Source organism: Enterobacteriaceae bacterium Kacie_13 (assembly GCA_013457415.1).
Taxonomy (GTDB): Bacteria; Pseudomonadota; Gammaproteobacteria; order Enterobacterales; family Enterobacteriaceae; genus Rahnella.
Window position 1 is genome coordinate 2,602,526 of the sequence record CP045665.1, and the last position, 15,023, is coordinate 2,617,548.

Genomic DNA, 15,023 nt, shown 5'->3' on the forward strand with positions numbered 1-15,023 from the left:
TCGCGCAGGAGTCAATGTGGGACTTCTCAACGAATTTTTCACGCGCATTTTCGGGACAACGTTAGCCGAAAATACGCAACAAACGATACCTCGTAAGGAGTTAAAAATGGCAAAAGTACTGGTTCTCTATCATTCCATGTATGGTCATATTGAAACCGTGACCAAATAACTTAAAAATTCGATAAAGTTCGTCTAAAAGCGCATTAAATAACAGTTAGTTAGAATCTGTAGAAATCGTCAATCGTGAACTTTAGCGAAATTTGGCGATATTTTATGTCCCATGGGTACCCCATAACTCGTTCCATTAATTTACTGTTCCTTCTGAATTAGACTCCACCATTTCAAATCATAGGTAAGCTGCTCCGGCTTTTTGTTTACTAATCTGTGCGAGCCGCAATTCAAACTTAAGTCAAATTATCCGTGCAAGTACCGTTCTGCTTGCATTAACATTAGCCATACTTTCAATAAGGAAATTTGAAAATGGCAATTCCTGCTTATCTATGGCTTAAAGATGACGGCGGCGCACTGATAAAGGGTTCCGTAGACGTAAAAGACCGCGAGAACAGCATAGAAATAACTTCCTTCAGCCACAACCTCTACATTCCTACCGATGGCAATACCGGCAAGCTGACAGGAACACGTGTGCACGGTGCCCTGATTTTTGAGAAAGAGTTCGACAGTAGCAGCCCATACCTTATGAAAGCAGTTGCGACTGGTCAGAGTCTAAAATCCGCTGAGTTCAAGTGGTACAGAATCAACGATGCAGGCCAAGAGGTGGAGTATTACAACATGCTTCTTGAAGGGGTGAAGATTGTCTCAGTAACCCCGATGATGCACGATTGCAAGACGGTGATTCATGTTGGTCATCTTGAACAGGTTCAGGTTCGTTACGACAAAATCACATGGTCGTATCTTGATGGCAACATCCAGTATTCTGATGCCTGGAATGAGCGGGTGACGGGTTAAGGGGCTGTTGAATGGATACGGTCGAGGAACTAAACGGAACGTACTTCTATCGCGGATTCTCCAATCTGTCATCGGGTGAATTGCTGTTTTGGATTTTCCTAGACACTACCGCTGAGCATTTCGGTGTTGATGATTTCCTGACTATCGGGCTGATTCTGCTTGGTCAGCCAGAGATTGCCACCAGAGGGAAACCAGCAGGGGCAACACTTGGAACTTCACCGATGAGCAAGCAGTTACGCCATTATCTCAACGTCAAAACCATGCGTTTACCAACACTGACGTCAGGGAGCATTAAGCGCCTTAAATTCAGCTATGTTACCAATCTGGGGGCTTTTGTTGGTCGGTGGATTCCCATTCTGGGTATCGTCATCATTGCCGCTGATGTCTCACAGATTGCCTACAAAGCCACGAACAAGTACAACACCATAGCGCGGGGTAATGACAAACTGTGGTAAGCAACGAAGACGTCATAGAGTGGTACAGTGACCGATTCAATAAGCCTGTACTCTTCTCAAAGAAACAGATCCCTGTCACGCTTGAAACGAGCCTATCCACCGGTCGATATGTGTGGGCAAGTGAGACAGGTGCTGAAATCATGCAGGAGTATTTCGAACGGTTTAGCGTTGACCCTGATGGGTTCAGTTTTGAGAAGTATTGGCCTGAAGAGACGTTTATCCTGTTTGCTCTATGCACCTGTGGTGGTGACGACGATGAACCGCAACCGTTAACACTCAGAATGCTGGCAGAATCCGCCAGAGCTGGTAAATGGCTATATGACTGATTGAAACATAAACCCGGCTTTTGCCGGGTTTTACATGCATGGAATATCGTCAAATTCATCTGTCGTTGCATCGTTGATAATGAACGTCACAACGCCGGAAATTATCGTTTCTTCTCCCTCTAGATCACCGCCCTCGATCAATGTTGCCTCATCTGGCTGGTCGAGAGATTGCAGGCTCAGCGTCGGGCTGAACCGCATTCGCTTGATACAGTATTCGCCGCAGATATTTGCGGCAACAATGCTGCCCTCCAATGGTCGCCGCGCTGAATCGATCACCAGGATTGGCGCGCCAGCTCGAGTTTTCGGCACGCATAAGGTACTGACCAGGTTTGCTGTACCATTTGCATATTTGGTCGGGAGACACGCGTGTTTCTGTGAAGTCAGCGGCTGGAGAAGGAAAACCCATATGGTCACCTATGATTTAACTGTACACACATACAGTATAATCATGGAGTATTGCGATTGTGAAGTGGACGAGAGGACAAAAAAGCTAGAGTGATGATATCGATCTCAAGGCTGGAACTATGACGATCAGACGCAACTGCACTAAATTAGGAGCGTTTACCCTACCAAAAACCGATGCTGGTACAGACAGAGTGATCTATCTCATCAAACCAGCAATCGATGCGTTAAAAAATCAGGCCGAGTTAACCCGACTGTCAAAACAGCATCGAATAGAAGTTAACTTGCGTGAATATGGTCGTGCAGTATCCCATGCATGTACTTTTGTTTTCAGCCCGAGAGTGACACGCCATAATGAAAACTCCAGCTATCATTATGCAGTGGGTTCACTCAGCGCAATCTGGGAAACAGCACTGAAACGCGCTGGTTTAAAATACCGCAAGGCATATCAGTCTCGTCACACCTACGCATGCTGGTCGCTTTCTGCGGGAGCAAACCCGTCATTTATCGCATCACAGATGGGACACTCAAGCGCCCAGATGGTGTTTAACGTTTATGGCAGTTGGATGCCGGAAAGCAGTGCTGAGCAGGTGACGATGCTAAACCAGAAGTTAAGCACTTATGTCCCATGCGTGCCCCATGAGGTAAAAGGGGCTGTATAAAACATGCCTAATTGCCCTAATTAATTGATGAGTCTGTTCAAAAAATTGCGTTTGTAACTCAGTGCTGATGCGCGGACGATGGACTCTCTTGCTCATCACAACCGCCGGGCTGGCGGAGGAGTAAACGTGGGATTTTTAAGCGAATTTTTCGCCCGTATTACCGGCTCTAACACCGGGCAGGATACGGAAAAAACATCACCTCATGAGGAGTTAAAAATGGCAAAAGTACTGGTTCTCTATCATTCCATGTATGGTCATATTGAAACGATGGCGCAGAGCATCGCAGAAGGTGCGCGCAGCGTCCCCGGGGTTGAAGTGACAGTGAAACGTGTTCCGGAAACCATGCCCGAAGAAGCTTTTAAAGCCGCTGGCGGCAAGACTGGTCAGACCGCAGAGATAGCAACTCCGGCAGAACTCGGCGATTACGACGCCATCATTCTCGGCACCCCAACCCGCTTTGGTAACATGACCGGACAAATGCGTAATTTCCTCGATCAGACCGGCGGACTGTGGGCGAAAGGTGCACTTGCCGGTAAAGTCGCCAGCGTATTCACCTCCACCGGCACCGGCGGCGGGCAGGAAATGACCATTACCTCTACCTGGACGACCCTCGCTCATCACGGGATGATCATCGTTCCTATCGGTTACACCACCCCTGAACTATTTGATATTTCACAGGTTCGCGGCGGCACGCCTTACGGTGCGTCAACCATTGCCGGTGGCGACGGTTCGCGTCAGCCAAGCGCTGAAGAGCTGCGCATTGCAGTGCACCAGGGTAAACACGTTGCGACCATCACCAGCAAGCTGGTGAGTTGATATTTCAGCACGAATAAGGCGCAGCCTCTGCGCCTTAAAATCCCGTTTTCTGAACCAAAAAAAACGGCCCTTGCGGACCGTTTTGTCACTGACGGAAGGTTACTCCCGTTTGAATCATTAACCACGCGACGCGATGATGTTTTCGGCGACGTTGCGAGGTGCCTCGGCGTAGTGATCGAACTCCATGCTATAGGTTGCACGTCCCTGCGACATGGAACGCAAAACGGTGGAGTAGCCGAACATCTCTGAGAGCGGCACTTCGGCTTTGATGATTTTTCCGCCGCCGCCCGCGATCTCGTCCATGCCCTGCACCGTGCCGCGACGGGAGGATAAATCGCCCATCACACCACCGGCGTACTCTTCCGGGGTTTCCACTTCCACTTTCATCATCGGCTCAAGGATAACCGGGTCCGCCTGTCTGGCCGCTTCTTTGAACCCAAAGATGGCCGCCATTTTGAACGCCATTTCCGAAGAGTCGACCTCATGGTATGAGCCGAACGTCAGCGTGACTTTCACATCCACCACCGGATAGCCCGCCAGAATGCCGTTGTTCAGCGCTTCGGTGACGCCCTTCTCGACGGCAGGAATAAACTCACGCGGCACTACGCCGCCCTTGGTGGCATCGGCAAACTGGAAACCCGTCCCCGCCGGTAACGGCTCAAGCGTGAAGACCACATGGCCGTACTGACCTTTACCACCTGACTGACGCACAAACTTCCCGTCCACATCTTTGACCGTTTTACGCACCGTCTCGCGGTAGGTGACCTGCGGTTTACCAATGTTGGCTTCCACGCCAAACTCACGTTTCATGCGGTCAACGATGATTTCCAGATGCAGCTCACCCATCCCGGAAATAATCGTCTGGCCGGACTCTTCGTCAGTCCGGATACGGAATGACGGATCCTCAGACGCCAGTCGGGAGAGCGCAATGCCCATCCGTTCCTGATCGGCTTTGGTCTTCGGTTCGATGGCCTGCGAAATCACCGGATCCGGGAATTCCATGCGCACCAGTGTGATAATGTCGGTTGGATCACATAACGTTTCGCCAGTGGTAACATCCTTCAGCCCGACGCAGGCGGCAATATCACCAGCCCGGATTTCGTCGATCTCAATACGGTCATTGGCGTGCATCTGCACAATACGGCCGATGCGTTCTTTCTTGCCGCGAACCGGGTTGTAAACACTGTCGCCTTTTTTCAGCACGCCGGAATACACGCGCACAAACGTCAGCTGCCCGACGTACGGATCCGTCATCAGTTTGAACGCCAGCGCCGAGAATTTCTCACTGTCGTCAGAATGACGGAAAATCTCGTTGCCGTCTTCGTCAGTTCCCGCAATCGGCGGAATATCGAGCGGTGAAGGCATCAGTTCGACCACGGCGTCGAGCATGCGCTGAACGCCTTTATTCTTGAACGCGCTGCCGCACAGTATCGGTTGGATTTCACCGGCGATGGTGCGGATACGCAAACCCTGGGTGATTTCATCCTCGGTCAGCGCACCTTCTTCGAGATATTTATCCATCAGCACATCTGTAGCTTCGGCGGCGGCCGAAACCATTTTTTCGCGCCATTCTTCTGCCAGCGTCTGCAACTCCGCCGGGATCGGCGCATAGCTGAACGTCATGCCCTGGGTTTCGTCATCCCACAGAATAGCGCGCATTTTGCGTAGATCGACCACGCCGGTGAAATGCTCTTCGCTGCCGATCGGGATAACAATCGGAACAGGATTGGCTTTCAGGCGATCGACCATCATCTGGCGCACCCGGAAGAAGTCCGCGCCCTGACGGTCCATTTTGTTGACGAAGGCCAGACGTGGCACTTTATATTTATTCGCCTGACGCCAGACGGTTTCAGACTGCGGCTGCACGCCGCCGACTGCGTCATACACCATCACGGCACCGTCGAGTACACGCATGGAACGTTCCACTTCAATGGTGAAATCCACGTGCCCCGGCGTATCGATAATGTTGATACGATGCTCATCAAACGAATGATCCATCCCGCGCCAGAAACAGGTGACAGCCGCCGACGTAATGGTGATGCCGCGTTCCTGTTCCTGAGCCATCCAGTCAGTGGTCGCACCGCCGTCATGCACTTCGCCCAGCTTGTGATTCATGCCGGTATAAAAAAGAATACGCTCGGTGGTGGTGGTTTTACCTGCGTCGATGTGTGCTGAGATACCGATATTGCGGTAGCGCTCAATTGGCGTTTTGCGAGCCATATAACGTCCTTACTGGTTGATGGCTAAGTTGGCGGGGAGTGGTTTCACGGCCCGTCACAAAGTTCTGGGTTGTCTTTCATAAAGCAATTAAATTCTTAACACGGAGAGTATACTACAATTGTACGAGTATATTCGTACAATAAGTTTTTTCTATCGATGAAATTGGCGAGCAGCCTTCGCGTTGTACAGTGGCGAAGGGATACGTTATATTGCGCGGCCGCCGATAAATGCACATTCACGAGGATAAGCCAATGATAGCCAACCACCCGGAGCGCGAGCAGATCCGCCTTGAAAATGTGCTGACAGCGCTGGGTAATCCTTTGCGACTCGCAGTCGTGCGTACCCTGGCAAAAGGCGGAGAACACCCCTGCGGTACCCTGTTGCAGGGTTTATCGAAATCGACGCTCACCCACCACTGGCGCGTGCTGCGAGACAGCGGCGTTATCTGGCAACGTCCTGACGGACGCGCGAATTTACTTTCTTTGCGCCGTGAGGACCTCGACGCCCGCTTCCCCGGCCTGCTTGATTCCCTGCTAAATGCCATCGAATCCGACGGCATCACGCTGGAATCCACACAGAAGCATATCTCCGAGCAACACCTTTAGTTTCCACAAAGCTGTGATTTCACCAGCTGGCAGAACGTATTGATTATAGACGATGCGTGGCTGTCCTCCCTGCGGGCGAGATACAGCGGCGCGCTAAGCTGCGTGCTCGCCGCCAGCGGCAGAAAAACCACGCCGTCGCCGCCCAGCCGGGTCATAGACTCAGGCACAATCGAAATCCCCAGCCCTGCGCCGACCAGACTCAGACACGACGTCAGGCGCGGCGCTTCCTGCACAATGTGCGGGCTGAATCCGGCACGGACATACGCGGCGAGTATCGCATCGTATAGCCCTTGCCCTGCCCGCCGCCGGTATAATACAAATGGCTCGTTGCTGAGATCCTCCAGCTTCAATGGCTGCTCAGCCGGTTGTGATGCCAGCCGGTGTCCGACAGGCACCGCCACCCACATCGGCTCTTCCAGCACTTTTTCCATCACTAATTCAGGCTTGTCTTTCACGCGCATTCGCACAAACGCAACGTCCAGCTGCCCGGCGACGACCGCCGCCAGTAATTCCCCGCTGCCGCTTTCCTCCAACTGAGTACTGACCGAAGGATAAATCTCGCGATAGCGTCGCAGCAGCGCAGGCACAAAGGTATGCAGCGCCGCGGAACTGGTGAAACCGATGCGGATCCGACCCTGCTCGCCCTGTGCGGCGCGCTGCATAGCCGCACTTAGCTGCCCGGCGCGCGCCAGCACCGCACGGGCTTCATGCAGCAACACTTCACCGGCTTCAGTAGGAACCACACCTCGCGCAAGACGCTGTAACAACGGCACGCCGAAATCCTGCTCCAGCCCTTGCAACAGACGGGTTAGCGGCGGTTGCTGGATAAACAACAGTTCAGCGGCGCGAGTAATACTCCCGGCTTCCACTACGGTTACAAAAGCGTTAAGACGTTTCAGCTCAATCATTGCCATACCCTCAGAGTATTCCTTATCACTATTATAGGCATTAGACATCATGGCATGTCCGCGCGCATCATCCTTATGAAATTTATGCCTTTGGCGTGTTTGGATACTATTGTTGGGAGAGTGAGGAAATGGCCGACTTATCGCAGGAAAAAATAATGCTCGATACCGATAATGACACTGCGCCGCAGCCTGGCTGCGGACAACTGTTTATGGGATTTTTTGTGCTCGGGCTGACCGGGTTTGGTGGAGTACTGCCAATGGCGCGCCACATGCTGGTGGATAAACGGCGCTGGCTGACGGCAGATCAGTTCACCGAATTACTCGGGTTATGTCAGTTTTTGCCGGGCGGCAACATCATCAATTTATCGGTCGCCTTAGGGATGGAGTTTCGCGGGCTGCGCGGTGCGTTGTCGGCCATTCTCGGGTTGATCCTCGCCCCGACCCTTTGCGTGGTACTGCTTGGTCTGGTGTATGCCCGTTACCAGAATGAACCGCTGGTGGAACATCTGTTCGCGGGGATGGCGGCGGCGGCGGCCGGTCTGCTGCTTTCGACCGGGATCAAAATGCTCAGCCCGCTGCGCGGAAAATGGCGTCAACTGGCGCTGGTGGCCGTAGGTATCATCGCCATCGCCTTGTTCCGCATACCGATGTTACCCGTCATGCTGGTGCTGGCACCGGTGAGTATTTTCATCTGCGCAAAAGGGAAATTCTGATGACAGTTCTCTTCTCCCTCGCCCTGTTATTCACCGAGCTTTCCCTGCTGGCCTTCGGTGGAGGTAATACGATTTTGCCCGAAATGCAGCGCGCCGTGGTGGATGTACATCACTGGATGAGCGCCCAGGAATTCAGTGCCCTGTTTGCGCTGGCGCAGGCGGCACCCGGCCCGAATATGATGATCGTACCGCTGATTGGCTGGCAAGTGGCGGGGTGGTCGGGGCTGCTGGTGTCATCACTGGCGAAGTTCGGTCCGTCGTCCATTGTGACGCTTATCGTCATGGGTGGCTGGAAACGCTACAAAGACAGGCCGTGGCGGCAGGTTATCCAGCGCGGGCTGGTGCCGGTCACCGTCGGGCTGGTGGTGTCGAGCGGACTGCTGATCGCCGAAGCCTCAGCGACTACAGCCATCATGGGCGGCATTATCATTTTGTGTACTCTGCTGGCGATGAACAAACGCATTCATCCCCTGTGGGTGCTGGCGGTGGGCGCGGTGCTGGGGCTGGTGTTGGGGTAAATGTTGGGATACACAGAAAAGGCTGCCGGAGGGCAGCCTCGATTTAATTGCGAACCCGATCGCAGCATCCATCCGGCAAATAGAGTATTGATCCGATATTGAGTATTTATATATATCAATCATTAAGGATGATAATGAAAATCACACCTCTCAGCCTTGCCATTTCTGCCCTTCTTCTCTCAGCGACGGCCTCTGCCGACAACACTCAGCCCGAACTCAGCCAGCGTGAAGTGACGCTGCTGACCGTCGATGGCCTGCAGTTTAAAGATCTGAATCATTCCGGAAAACTTGAACCCTATGAGGACTGGCGGCTGACGCCGCAAGAGCGCGCAGCAGATCTGGTCAAACGCATGACGCTGGAAGAAAAAGCGGGGGTGATGATGCACGGCTCGGCACCGACGGCCAACAGCCCGATTGGCGCGGGCACCCATTATGATATGGCTGCTGCGAGAAAAATGATCGAAGGCGCCAGGGTCAACAGCCTGATCACCCGACTGTCGGCGGAAGACCCGGCGGTGATGGCGGAAGAAAACAATAAACTCCAGCAAATCGCCGAAACCACGAGGCTGGGCATCCCTGTTACCCTCAGCAGCGACCCGCGTAACTCGTTCGAATATCTGATCGGCGCCAGCACCTCTTCCGGCAAATTTACTCAATGGCCGGAAACCCTGGGACTGGCCGCGATCGGTAATGAAAAAGTCACCCGTCGCTATGCCGATATTATCCGTCAGGAATATCTGGCCGTCGGCATTCGTGAAGCGTTGTCGCCGCAGGCGGATCTGGCGACCGAACCACGCTGGGCACGGATAAGCGGTACTTTCGGCGAAGACCCGACCCGCGTTCACAATATGGTGCGCGGCTACGTTGAAGGGATGCAAAACGGCGCGGACGGCCTGAACACGGGCAGCGTCATTTCGGTCGTCAAACACTGGGTCGGCTATGGCGCGGCTGAAAACGGTTTCGACAGCCACAACGTCTACGGCAAAAACGCCGTCTTTCCCGGCAACAACCTCAAAGAACACATCTATCCGTTCACTGGCGCGTTTGAAGCCAACGTCGCCAGCGTGATGCCCACCTACTCAATCCTGAAAAATGTCTCCATCGAAGGTAAACCGCTGGAACAGGTCGGCGCAGGCTTCAGCCATCAGCTTCTGACCGATATTTTACGCGGGCAATACGGATTCAAAGGCGTGATCCTCAGCGACTGGCTGATCACCAGCACCTGCGATGACGTCTGCACCAACGGTACGCCGGAAGGTAAAGAACCGGTGCCAGGCGGGATGTCATGGGGAGTCGAAAATCTGACGCCACAGCAACGGTTCGTCAAAGCCGTCAAAGCGGGTGTGGATCAGTTCGGTGGCGTAACCGACTCGCAGTTGCTGGTCAATGCGGTTAAAGAAAAACAGCTTACCGAAGAACGCCTGAACGAATCGGTGATACGTATTCTTGAACAGAAATTCCAGACTGGGTTGTTTGAAAATCCGTACGTCGATGTGCAGAAAGCGACAGAAACTGTGGGTCGCGCGGACTGGCAGAAAGAAGCCGACGCCGCGCAAGGCCATTCGCTGGTGCTGCTACAAAATACCGCCGATATTTTACCGCTTAAGAAAAGCCAGAAAATCTGGCTGTACGGTATCGCACCGAAAGCCGCTGAAGCTGCCGGATTTACTGTGGTGGATTCACCGGAGAAAGCCGATGTGGCGCTCATCCGCACACAAGCCCCGTATGAGGAACTGCATCAGGCGTGGTTCTTCGGTAAGCGTCATCATGAGGGATCGCTGGTCTTTACCGGAGATAATGCCGATTATCAGGCGATCGAGAATGCCAGCAAACATGTGCCGACGGTGGTGACGGTGTATCTCGATCGGCCAGCGATTCTGAGCAACGTGAAGGATAAAGCCAAAGCCATCGTGGGGAATTTTGGCGTCAGTGATACTGTGCTGTTTACCCGCCTCACCAGCGGCGAAGCCTTTACCGGCAAACTGCCGTTCGAGCTGCCGTCGTCTATGGAGGCGGTGCTGAAACAGCAGTCGGATATGCCCCATGACAGTGACTCTCCGCTGTTTGATATCGGGTTTGGGCTGGCGCGATAATCCTCTCAGCGTCTGCGCTGTCACGGCATTCGCGTGGCAGCGTTTCTTCTGAAAAGTCCCCTTCGCATAAATTTAATAACCTACAGGTTGATATCTTCACTCCGTTCCCTCCTTCTACCGCGCTCAACGAAAAACAACAAAACCCATGATTTTCATGCGGATAAAATGTCGCCACTTCACACTTTTTGAATAAAGTTCACTTGAATTTGTAAAATAATAATGATAACAATTATCATTAAGTTTAACATTCGTCTCGTTTTCGTAAATACCCTGCCTGTTTGGGCCGGGTTTTCGTGCGGAACGTGGTTGGCTTCCGGGTTTATTTACACACGCATCAATTAATTACTCGATAATTAATCGGGTTATTTATAGGGATTATTACTATGTTGTTGGCTTTTCCCCTCAAACGCTCGGTGCTTTTGTGCGCCATGGCCGTTGCCGTTCCGGCTTCCTCTCTGGCCGCAGAAGATACAGTAGTTATCAAGGCATCACAGGCCGATACTGCTGATGCACCGACGCAGGGTTACAGTGCTAAAACATCAAAAAGTGCGACGAAAACCGACCAGCCGCTGATCACCACGGGTCAGGCCGTTTCGGTCGTAACCCGTCAGCAGATGACCGACCAAAATGCCACGACGGTCAACGCAGCGCTGAACTACACGCCGGGCGTGTTCACTAACTTTGCCGGCGGCGCAACGCGCTATGACACCATTTCCCTGCGTGGTTTCCACGGCGGCGATGTCAACAACACTTTCCTCGATGGCCTGCGTATTCTAAGCGATGGCGCAAGCTATAACTCCATTCAGGTTGATCCGTGGTTCCTCGAACGTATTGATGTGGTAAAAGGCCCCTCCTCTGCCCTTTACGGCCAGAGCATTCCCGGCGGTGTGGTGGTTGAAACGACCAAACGTCCGCAGTTCGCTGAAGAAGGTCATTTCCAGCTTTCCGGCGGCACACAAAATACCAAGGGCGGCGCATTCGATTACACCAATGCGATCAACGACCAGTGGGCATTCCGCCTGACCGGTATGACCCGCAGCAGTGATACCCAGTATGACCATCAGCGCGAAGAACGTTATGCGATTTCCCCGCAGCTTATGTGGCAGCCGGATGAAAATACTTCGCTGTTACTGCGCGCTTACCTGCAAAAAGATCCGTCCGGCGGTTATCACGCCGCAGTGCCTGCCGACGGCAGCCTGTACGGCCAGAAGCTGAGCCGGGGTTTCTTCGACGGCGAAACGGATCGCAACCAGTTCAAACGCTGGGAGCAGATCTACAGTTACGAATTCCAGCACGCATTTAATGACGTCTGGTCATTCCGTCAGAACGCTAACTACACTCACTCCAATACCGAACTGGATCAGGTGTATCAGGCAGGCTGGAACGCAGATCGCACGCTGATGAACCGCTATTACTCCGGAGAGAAATCCTCTCTGGATACTTTCGCGATTGATAACCAGCTCGAAGCAGATTTCGCCACCGGCGAACTGGCGCACAAAGTGGTGCTGGGCTTCGACTATTCACATTTCGTGAACGATCTGAAATCTGATGGCGCGACTGCCGGGACCCTGAACCCGTACACCGGTGTCGGCATCGATACGCTGGATTATTACAGCCACTCGCGCGGCAAAAACCGTTACGAGCAAATGGGCACTTATCTGCAGGACGAAATGAGCTGGAACAAGTGGTTCCTGACTCTGTCCGGCCGTTATGACACGCTGAAAACCGACAGCCGCAGCTACGAAAGCATCTACGGCACCGACAGCCACAGCGAGCGCAAAGACAGCCACTTCAACAGCCGCGCGTCCCTGCTTTATGCCTTCGATAACGGGATTTCTCCTTACGTCAGCTACAGCCAGGCAATGACACCTTCTGCCCTGCCAGGCGCAGACGGCACTCTGCTCAAACCAATGCAAAGTGAGCAATACGAAGCCGGGATCAAATACCAGCCGGTCGGTACATCCGATATGTACACCGCGGCACTGTATGACCTGACGCAGGACGACGTGGGTAACCGCGTAGTGGTCGGCAGCTATTACGAGCCAGCGGGTAAAATCCGTTCTCAGGGTCTGGAGCTGGAAGCCAAGAAACAGGTTACCGAGCGCTTTAACGTGATGGCCGGTTATACTTACAACAAAGTCCGTATCCGCGATGCCAGCCAGAACAACGGCAACACACCATACGTCACACCAAAGCAAATGGCTTCCATCTGGGGTCAGTATAAGACGCCGGTCGGTGTGGATCTGGGCGCGGGTGTGCGTTACATCGGTACACAGTGGGCGGATAACGAGAACACGCAGCACATGCCTTCCGCCACGCTGGTCGATGCTTCACTGCGTATGAATCTGGTGCAGTTCAATCCGCAGCTGAAAGGTGCCTACGTGCAGCTGAACGCCAACAACCTGTTTGATAAGAAATACGTCGCAGCCTGTTATGGCACCAGCTATTGCTACTGGGGTCAGGAACGTACCGTTGTCGCCACCGTGGGTTACGATTTCTGATAGCGGTAGTTATAGGGTTTTTCCCTCCCCCTGCACAGGGGGAGTTGGAGACCTCAGCCTCCGCGACTGGAAAGAAGAGAATAAAGCATTTATTGAACGTGAAGGATCTTATTGAAAATCAATGGAGCTTGTGGCTGAAGAATTTGAGCCAACTGAACAGGCCTGAACAATGTTGTCGCAGAGGATCAATACGGGCAGTATGGCGGCTACCTGAGACAATAATAAATAAAGGATTTTAATGTTCCGAAAATCGGCTCTGATGACTTTACCTCTGCTGACAACGGCGGTATTCCTGCTGACAGGATGTCCCCCGGCACCGGATTTGACACAGTGGCAGCGTCCTGATACGGACGTCGACGGCGTGCGCATCGCAATGGGTAAATGCGGCGTACAACTCCCTGGCCCCGATATCCCTAAAACAGATAATGAGTCAGTTCTTTATTACCAATGCATGGAGAATATGGGGTTTACCCGTAAAGACGGATTCAAGATTTGCAGCATTCGTATTTACCATGATACACCAGCCTGCCTTGAACAAGAGCAGGGGCATCCCTTAAGTCAGAGCCAGCTGGAAGCGCTGCCTTTTGTCGCAGACAGAGGGTTTCATCCGATTAAGCCGGATTCTGGCGTAACCATATATTCCCTGATTACCTGGCGTAAAATGGGAGCTTCGCAGCATTTTTCTCATAAAGTTGAAAACGACAAACAAGCACTGGCGGTAATGTATCAGTGTGGTTATCCGCAACCTTTGGGCTCGGTGTCTTACGTACCAACGCTACGCAAAGCGGCTATTGTTCAGCAATGCATGCTGGATAAAGGTTTCGAGCCTAAATACAAACTCAATCTGGTATGTCGCAATTACCCGCAAGTCACTGGCTGCCCCAAAACATAACTATTCCCTCTGACATTACCCGTAAGACACTGTATTTACGCTGGAGAGATGTGCTTCGGCATCGCCTTTTCACTGCCCGGAGGCTCGTTCTCTTCGTATCTCAATGAAAAAATAGGTTCAGCGTTCTTTCTCATCAATCCAGGCAATGAGATCGGCAAGCCTGTTCTGCGAAAACACAGCGATACCATGTTCAGTAAGCAGGGATGCTGCGACTCCCATACCTGCCTTACGCTTGCCGCTAAATGAACCATCATAGATAAATTGGCTACCGCAGGTTGGGCTGCCGTCGGTTAACAGCGCAGCGGTGCAACCTGATTCCTGTGCAGCCCGCAGCGCCAGCCAGGCGGCGAGCTGATATTGCCCGGTTACATCCTGCCCCGTAATTTCAAATATTCTTACCTGCTCCGGCATGCCGTCTTTACCCGCAGCAGAAACAATCTCAGCCGGGGGACGTGGCGTGGGTAACCCGGCAGCCAGTTCAGGGCAGTGGATCACAAGACGCTGCTCTTTCTGCCAGCGACGCAACTGATCAAGCATTTGTGCTTTCTCACTTCCGTCATAGCGGACTTTGAATCCCACCAGACAAGCACTTACCAGTATTTTATTTATCATCGTCATCGTATATCAGGGCAATGGAATACCCGGATTATTCCTGGTTAATACGAAGGGTCTACTCATGAATATTACCATCGCGAACATGACCCCGGACAACAAGTATTTTGGGGCGTGATTGCGATATTGAACTAAAACAGCCCGTAACAGGCTGCGTAGCAATAAAGCGCAGGGAGCGTTTCTCCCCACGCAGGTCATGGTGCGGTTTTATCGTAAATAAGCGGTTAAATGTGAAGGAATTGTGCAGGACCCGGCAAAAAATGCGTTCGGGACAGGGAACTTTTCGAACAGCATGAGAAAGCTTTGGCCTGTTGGCAATAAATCCTTATAATTA

At 52.6% G+C, this 15,023-nt stretch carries 14 protein-coding genes and 2 pseudogenes; 12 read left to right on the forward strand and 4 right to left on the reverse strand.

All coding sequences use genetic code 11. The annotated features are described in order from the left end of the window. Positions 1-46 precede the first annotated feature (46 nt). From GE278_11770 to GE278_11785, 4 genes and pseudogenes are all read left to right on the forward strand, one after another. A pseudogene (locus GE278_11770) lies at positions 47-160 on the forward strand (NAD(P)H:quinone oxidoreductase). A gap of 320 nt (positions 161-480) precedes the next feature. Then, complete coding sequence (hcp, locus tag GE278_11775; GenBank protein QLK61404.1) at positions 481-966, forward strand: type VI secretion system tube protein Hcp; 486 nt, start codon at positions 481-483, stop codon at positions 964-966. An 11-nt stretch (positions 967-977) separates the two neighbouring features. After that, entirely contained in the window at positions 978-1,421 is a 444-nt protein-coding gene (locus GE278_11780) for a hypothetical protein (protein QLK61405.1), read from the forward strand. Beyond that, positions 1,415-1,747, forward strand: a complete 333-nt coding sequence (locus tag GE278_11785; protein ID QLK61406.1) for a DUF1493 family protein — start codon at positions 1,415-1,417, stop codon at positions 1,745-1,747. The genes GE278_11780 and GE278_11785 overlap by 7 nt, the downstream gene beginning before the upstream one ends. A gap of 30 nt (positions 1,748-1,777) precedes the next feature. Here the strand turns inward: GE278_11785 and GE278_11790 are convergent. Next, positions 1,778-2,153: pseudogene (locus GE278_11790) on the reverse strand (DNA polymerase V). Positions 2,154-2,271: 118 nt separating this feature from the next. On the opposite strand from GE278_11790, the gene GE278_11795 reads away from it, so the two are divergent. Together GE278_11795 and wrbA are read left to right on the forward strand one after the other, a co-directional pair. After that, the gene (locus tag GE278_11795) at positions 2,272-2,811 is read left to right on the forward strand and encodes a tyrosine-type recombinase/integrase (protein QLK61407.1); all 540 of its coding nucleotides are present in this window, start codon (positions 2,272-2,274) and stop codon (positions 2,809-2,811) included. 216 nt (positions 2,812-3,027) lie between these two features. Further along, positions 3,028-3,627: an NAD(P)H:quinone oxidoreductase gene (gene wrbA, locus GE278_11800; protein QLK61408.1), complete on the forward strand. Its 600-nt coding sequence runs from the start codon at positions 3,028-3,030 to the stop codon at positions 3,625-3,627. 117 nt (positions 3,628-3,744) lie between these two features. Here the strand turns inward: wrbA and fusA are convergent, their stop codons facing one another. Next, complete coding sequence (gene fusA, locus GE278_11805; GenBank protein QLK61409.1) at positions 3,745-5,847, reverse strand: elongation factor G; 2,103 nt, start codon at positions 5,845-5,847, stop codon at positions 3,745-3,747. A gap of 251 nt (positions 5,848-6,098) precedes the next feature. On the opposite strand from fusA, the gene GE278_11810 reads away from it, so the two are divergent. Further along, on the forward strand, positions 6,099-6,452 hold the full coding sequence (locus tag GE278_11810) for a helix-turn-helix domain-containing protein (protein QLK61410.1): 354 nt from the start codon (positions 6,099-6,101) through the stop codon (positions 6,450-6,452). Here the strand turns inward: GE278_11810 and GE278_11815 are convergent. Next, positions 6,449-7,360 (reverse strand): LysR family transcriptional regulator, encoded by a 912-nt coding sequence (locus GE278_11815; GenBank protein QLK63277.1) that lies wholly within the window; start codon positions 7,358-7,360, stop codon positions 6,449-6,451. The genes GE278_11810 and GE278_11815 overlap by 4 nt on opposite strands. A 128-nt stretch (positions 7,361-7,488) precedes the next feature. Here GE278_11815 and GE278_11820 point away from each other — a divergent pair, with 128 nt between their 5' ends. The 5 genes from GE278_11820 to GE278_11840 all read left to right on the forward strand — a co-directional run bounded on the left by GE278_11820 (position 7,489) and on the right by GE278_11840 (position 14,077). Further along, positions 7,489-8,073, forward strand: coding sequence for a chromate transporter (locus GE278_11820; protein QLK61411.1), 585 nt, complete (start codon positions 7,489-7,491; stop codon positions 8,071-8,073). Continuing rightward, positions 8,073-8,591, forward strand: a complete 519-nt coding sequence (locus GE278_11825; GenBank protein ID QLK61412.1) for a chromate transporter — start codon at positions 8,073-8,075, stop codon at positions 8,589-8,591. Before GE278_11820 ends, GE278_11825 begins: the two co-directional genes overlap by 1 nt. Positions 8,592-8,725: 134 nt before the next feature. After that, complete coding sequence (locus GE278_11830; GenBank protein QLK61413.1) at positions 8,726-10,684, forward strand: glycoside hydrolase family 3 protein; 1,959 nt, start codon at positions 8,726-8,728, stop codon at positions 10,682-10,684. 383 nt (positions 10,685-11,067) lie between these two features. Next, positions 11,068-13,185: a TonB-dependent siderophore receptor gene (locus GE278_11835; protein QLK61414.1), complete on the forward strand. Its 2,118-nt coding sequence runs from the start codon at positions 11,068-11,070 to the stop codon at positions 13,183-13,185. A 238-nt stretch (positions 13,186-13,423) separates the two neighbouring features. Beyond that, on the forward strand, positions 13,424-14,077 hold the full coding sequence (locus tag GE278_11840) for a hypothetical protein (GenBank protein QLK61415.1): 654 nt from the start codon (positions 13,424-13,426) through the stop codon (positions 14,075-14,077). A 117-nt stretch (positions 14,078-14,194) separates the two neighbouring features. On the opposite strand, the gene GE278_11845 is transcribed toward GE278_11840, so the two are convergent. After that, complete coding sequence (locus tag GE278_11845; protein ID QLK63278.1) at positions 14,195-14,689, reverse strand: DUF523 domain-containing protein; 495 nt, start codon at positions 14,687-14,689, stop codon at positions 14,195-14,197. Positions 14,690-15,023: the final 334 nt, after the last annotated feature.

What these genes read in the sequence shown, in the direction of transcription:
- GE278_11780 (QLK61405.1), top strand. Translation starts at nt 978, where the DNA reads ATGGATACGGTCGAGGAACTAAACGGAACGTACTTCTATCGCGGATTC.
- GE278_11840 (QLK61415.1), top strand. Translation starts at nt 13,424, where the DNA reads ATGTTCCGAAAATCGGCTCTGATGACTTTACCTCTGCTGACAACGGCG.
- GE278_11825 (QLK61412.1), top strand. Translation starts at nt 8,073, where the DNA reads ATGACAGTTCTCTTCTCCCTCGCCCTGTTATTCACCGAGCTTTCCCTG.
- wrbA (QLK61408.1), top strand. Translation starts at nt 3,028, where the DNA reads ATGGCAAAAGTACTGGTTCTCTATCATTCCATGTATGGTCATATTGAA.
- hcp (QLK61404.1), top strand. Translation starts at nt 481, where the DNA reads ATGGCAATTCCTGCTTATCTATGGCTTAAAGATGACGGCGGCGCACTG.
- GE278_11835 (QLK61414.1), top strand. Translation starts at nt 11,068, where the DNA reads ATGTTGTTGGCTTTTCCCCTCAAACGCTCGGTGCTTTTGTGCGCCATG.
- GE278_11795 (QLK61407.1), top strand. Translation starts at nt 2,272, where the DNA reads ATGACGATCAGACGCAACTGCACTAAATTAGGAGCGTTTACCCTACCA.
- GE278_11820 (QLK61411.1), top strand. Translation starts at nt 7,489, where the DNA reads ATGGCCGACTTATCGCAGGAAAAAATAATGCTCGATACCGATAATGAC.
- GE278_11830 (QLK61413.1), top strand. Translation starts at nt 8,726, where the DNA reads ATGAAAATCACACCTCTCAGCCTTGCCATTTCTGCCCTTCTTCTCTCA.
- fusA (QLK61409.1), bottom strand. Translation starts at nt 5,847, where the DNA reads ATGGCTCGCAAAACGCCAATTGAGCGCTACCGCAATATCGGTATCTCA.
- GE278_11810 (QLK61410.1), top strand. Translation starts at nt 6,099, where the DNA reads ATGATAGCCAACCACCCGGAGCGCGAGCAGATCCGCCTTGAAAATGTG.
- GE278_11845 (QLK63278.1), bottom strand. Translation starts at nt 14,689, where the DNA reads ATGATAAATAAAATACTGGTAAGTGCTTGTCTGGTGGGATTCAAAGTC.
- GE278_11815 (QLK63277.1), bottom strand. Translation starts at nt 7,360, where the DNA reads ATGATTGAGCTGAAACGTCTTAACGCTTTTGTAACCGTAGTGGAAGCC.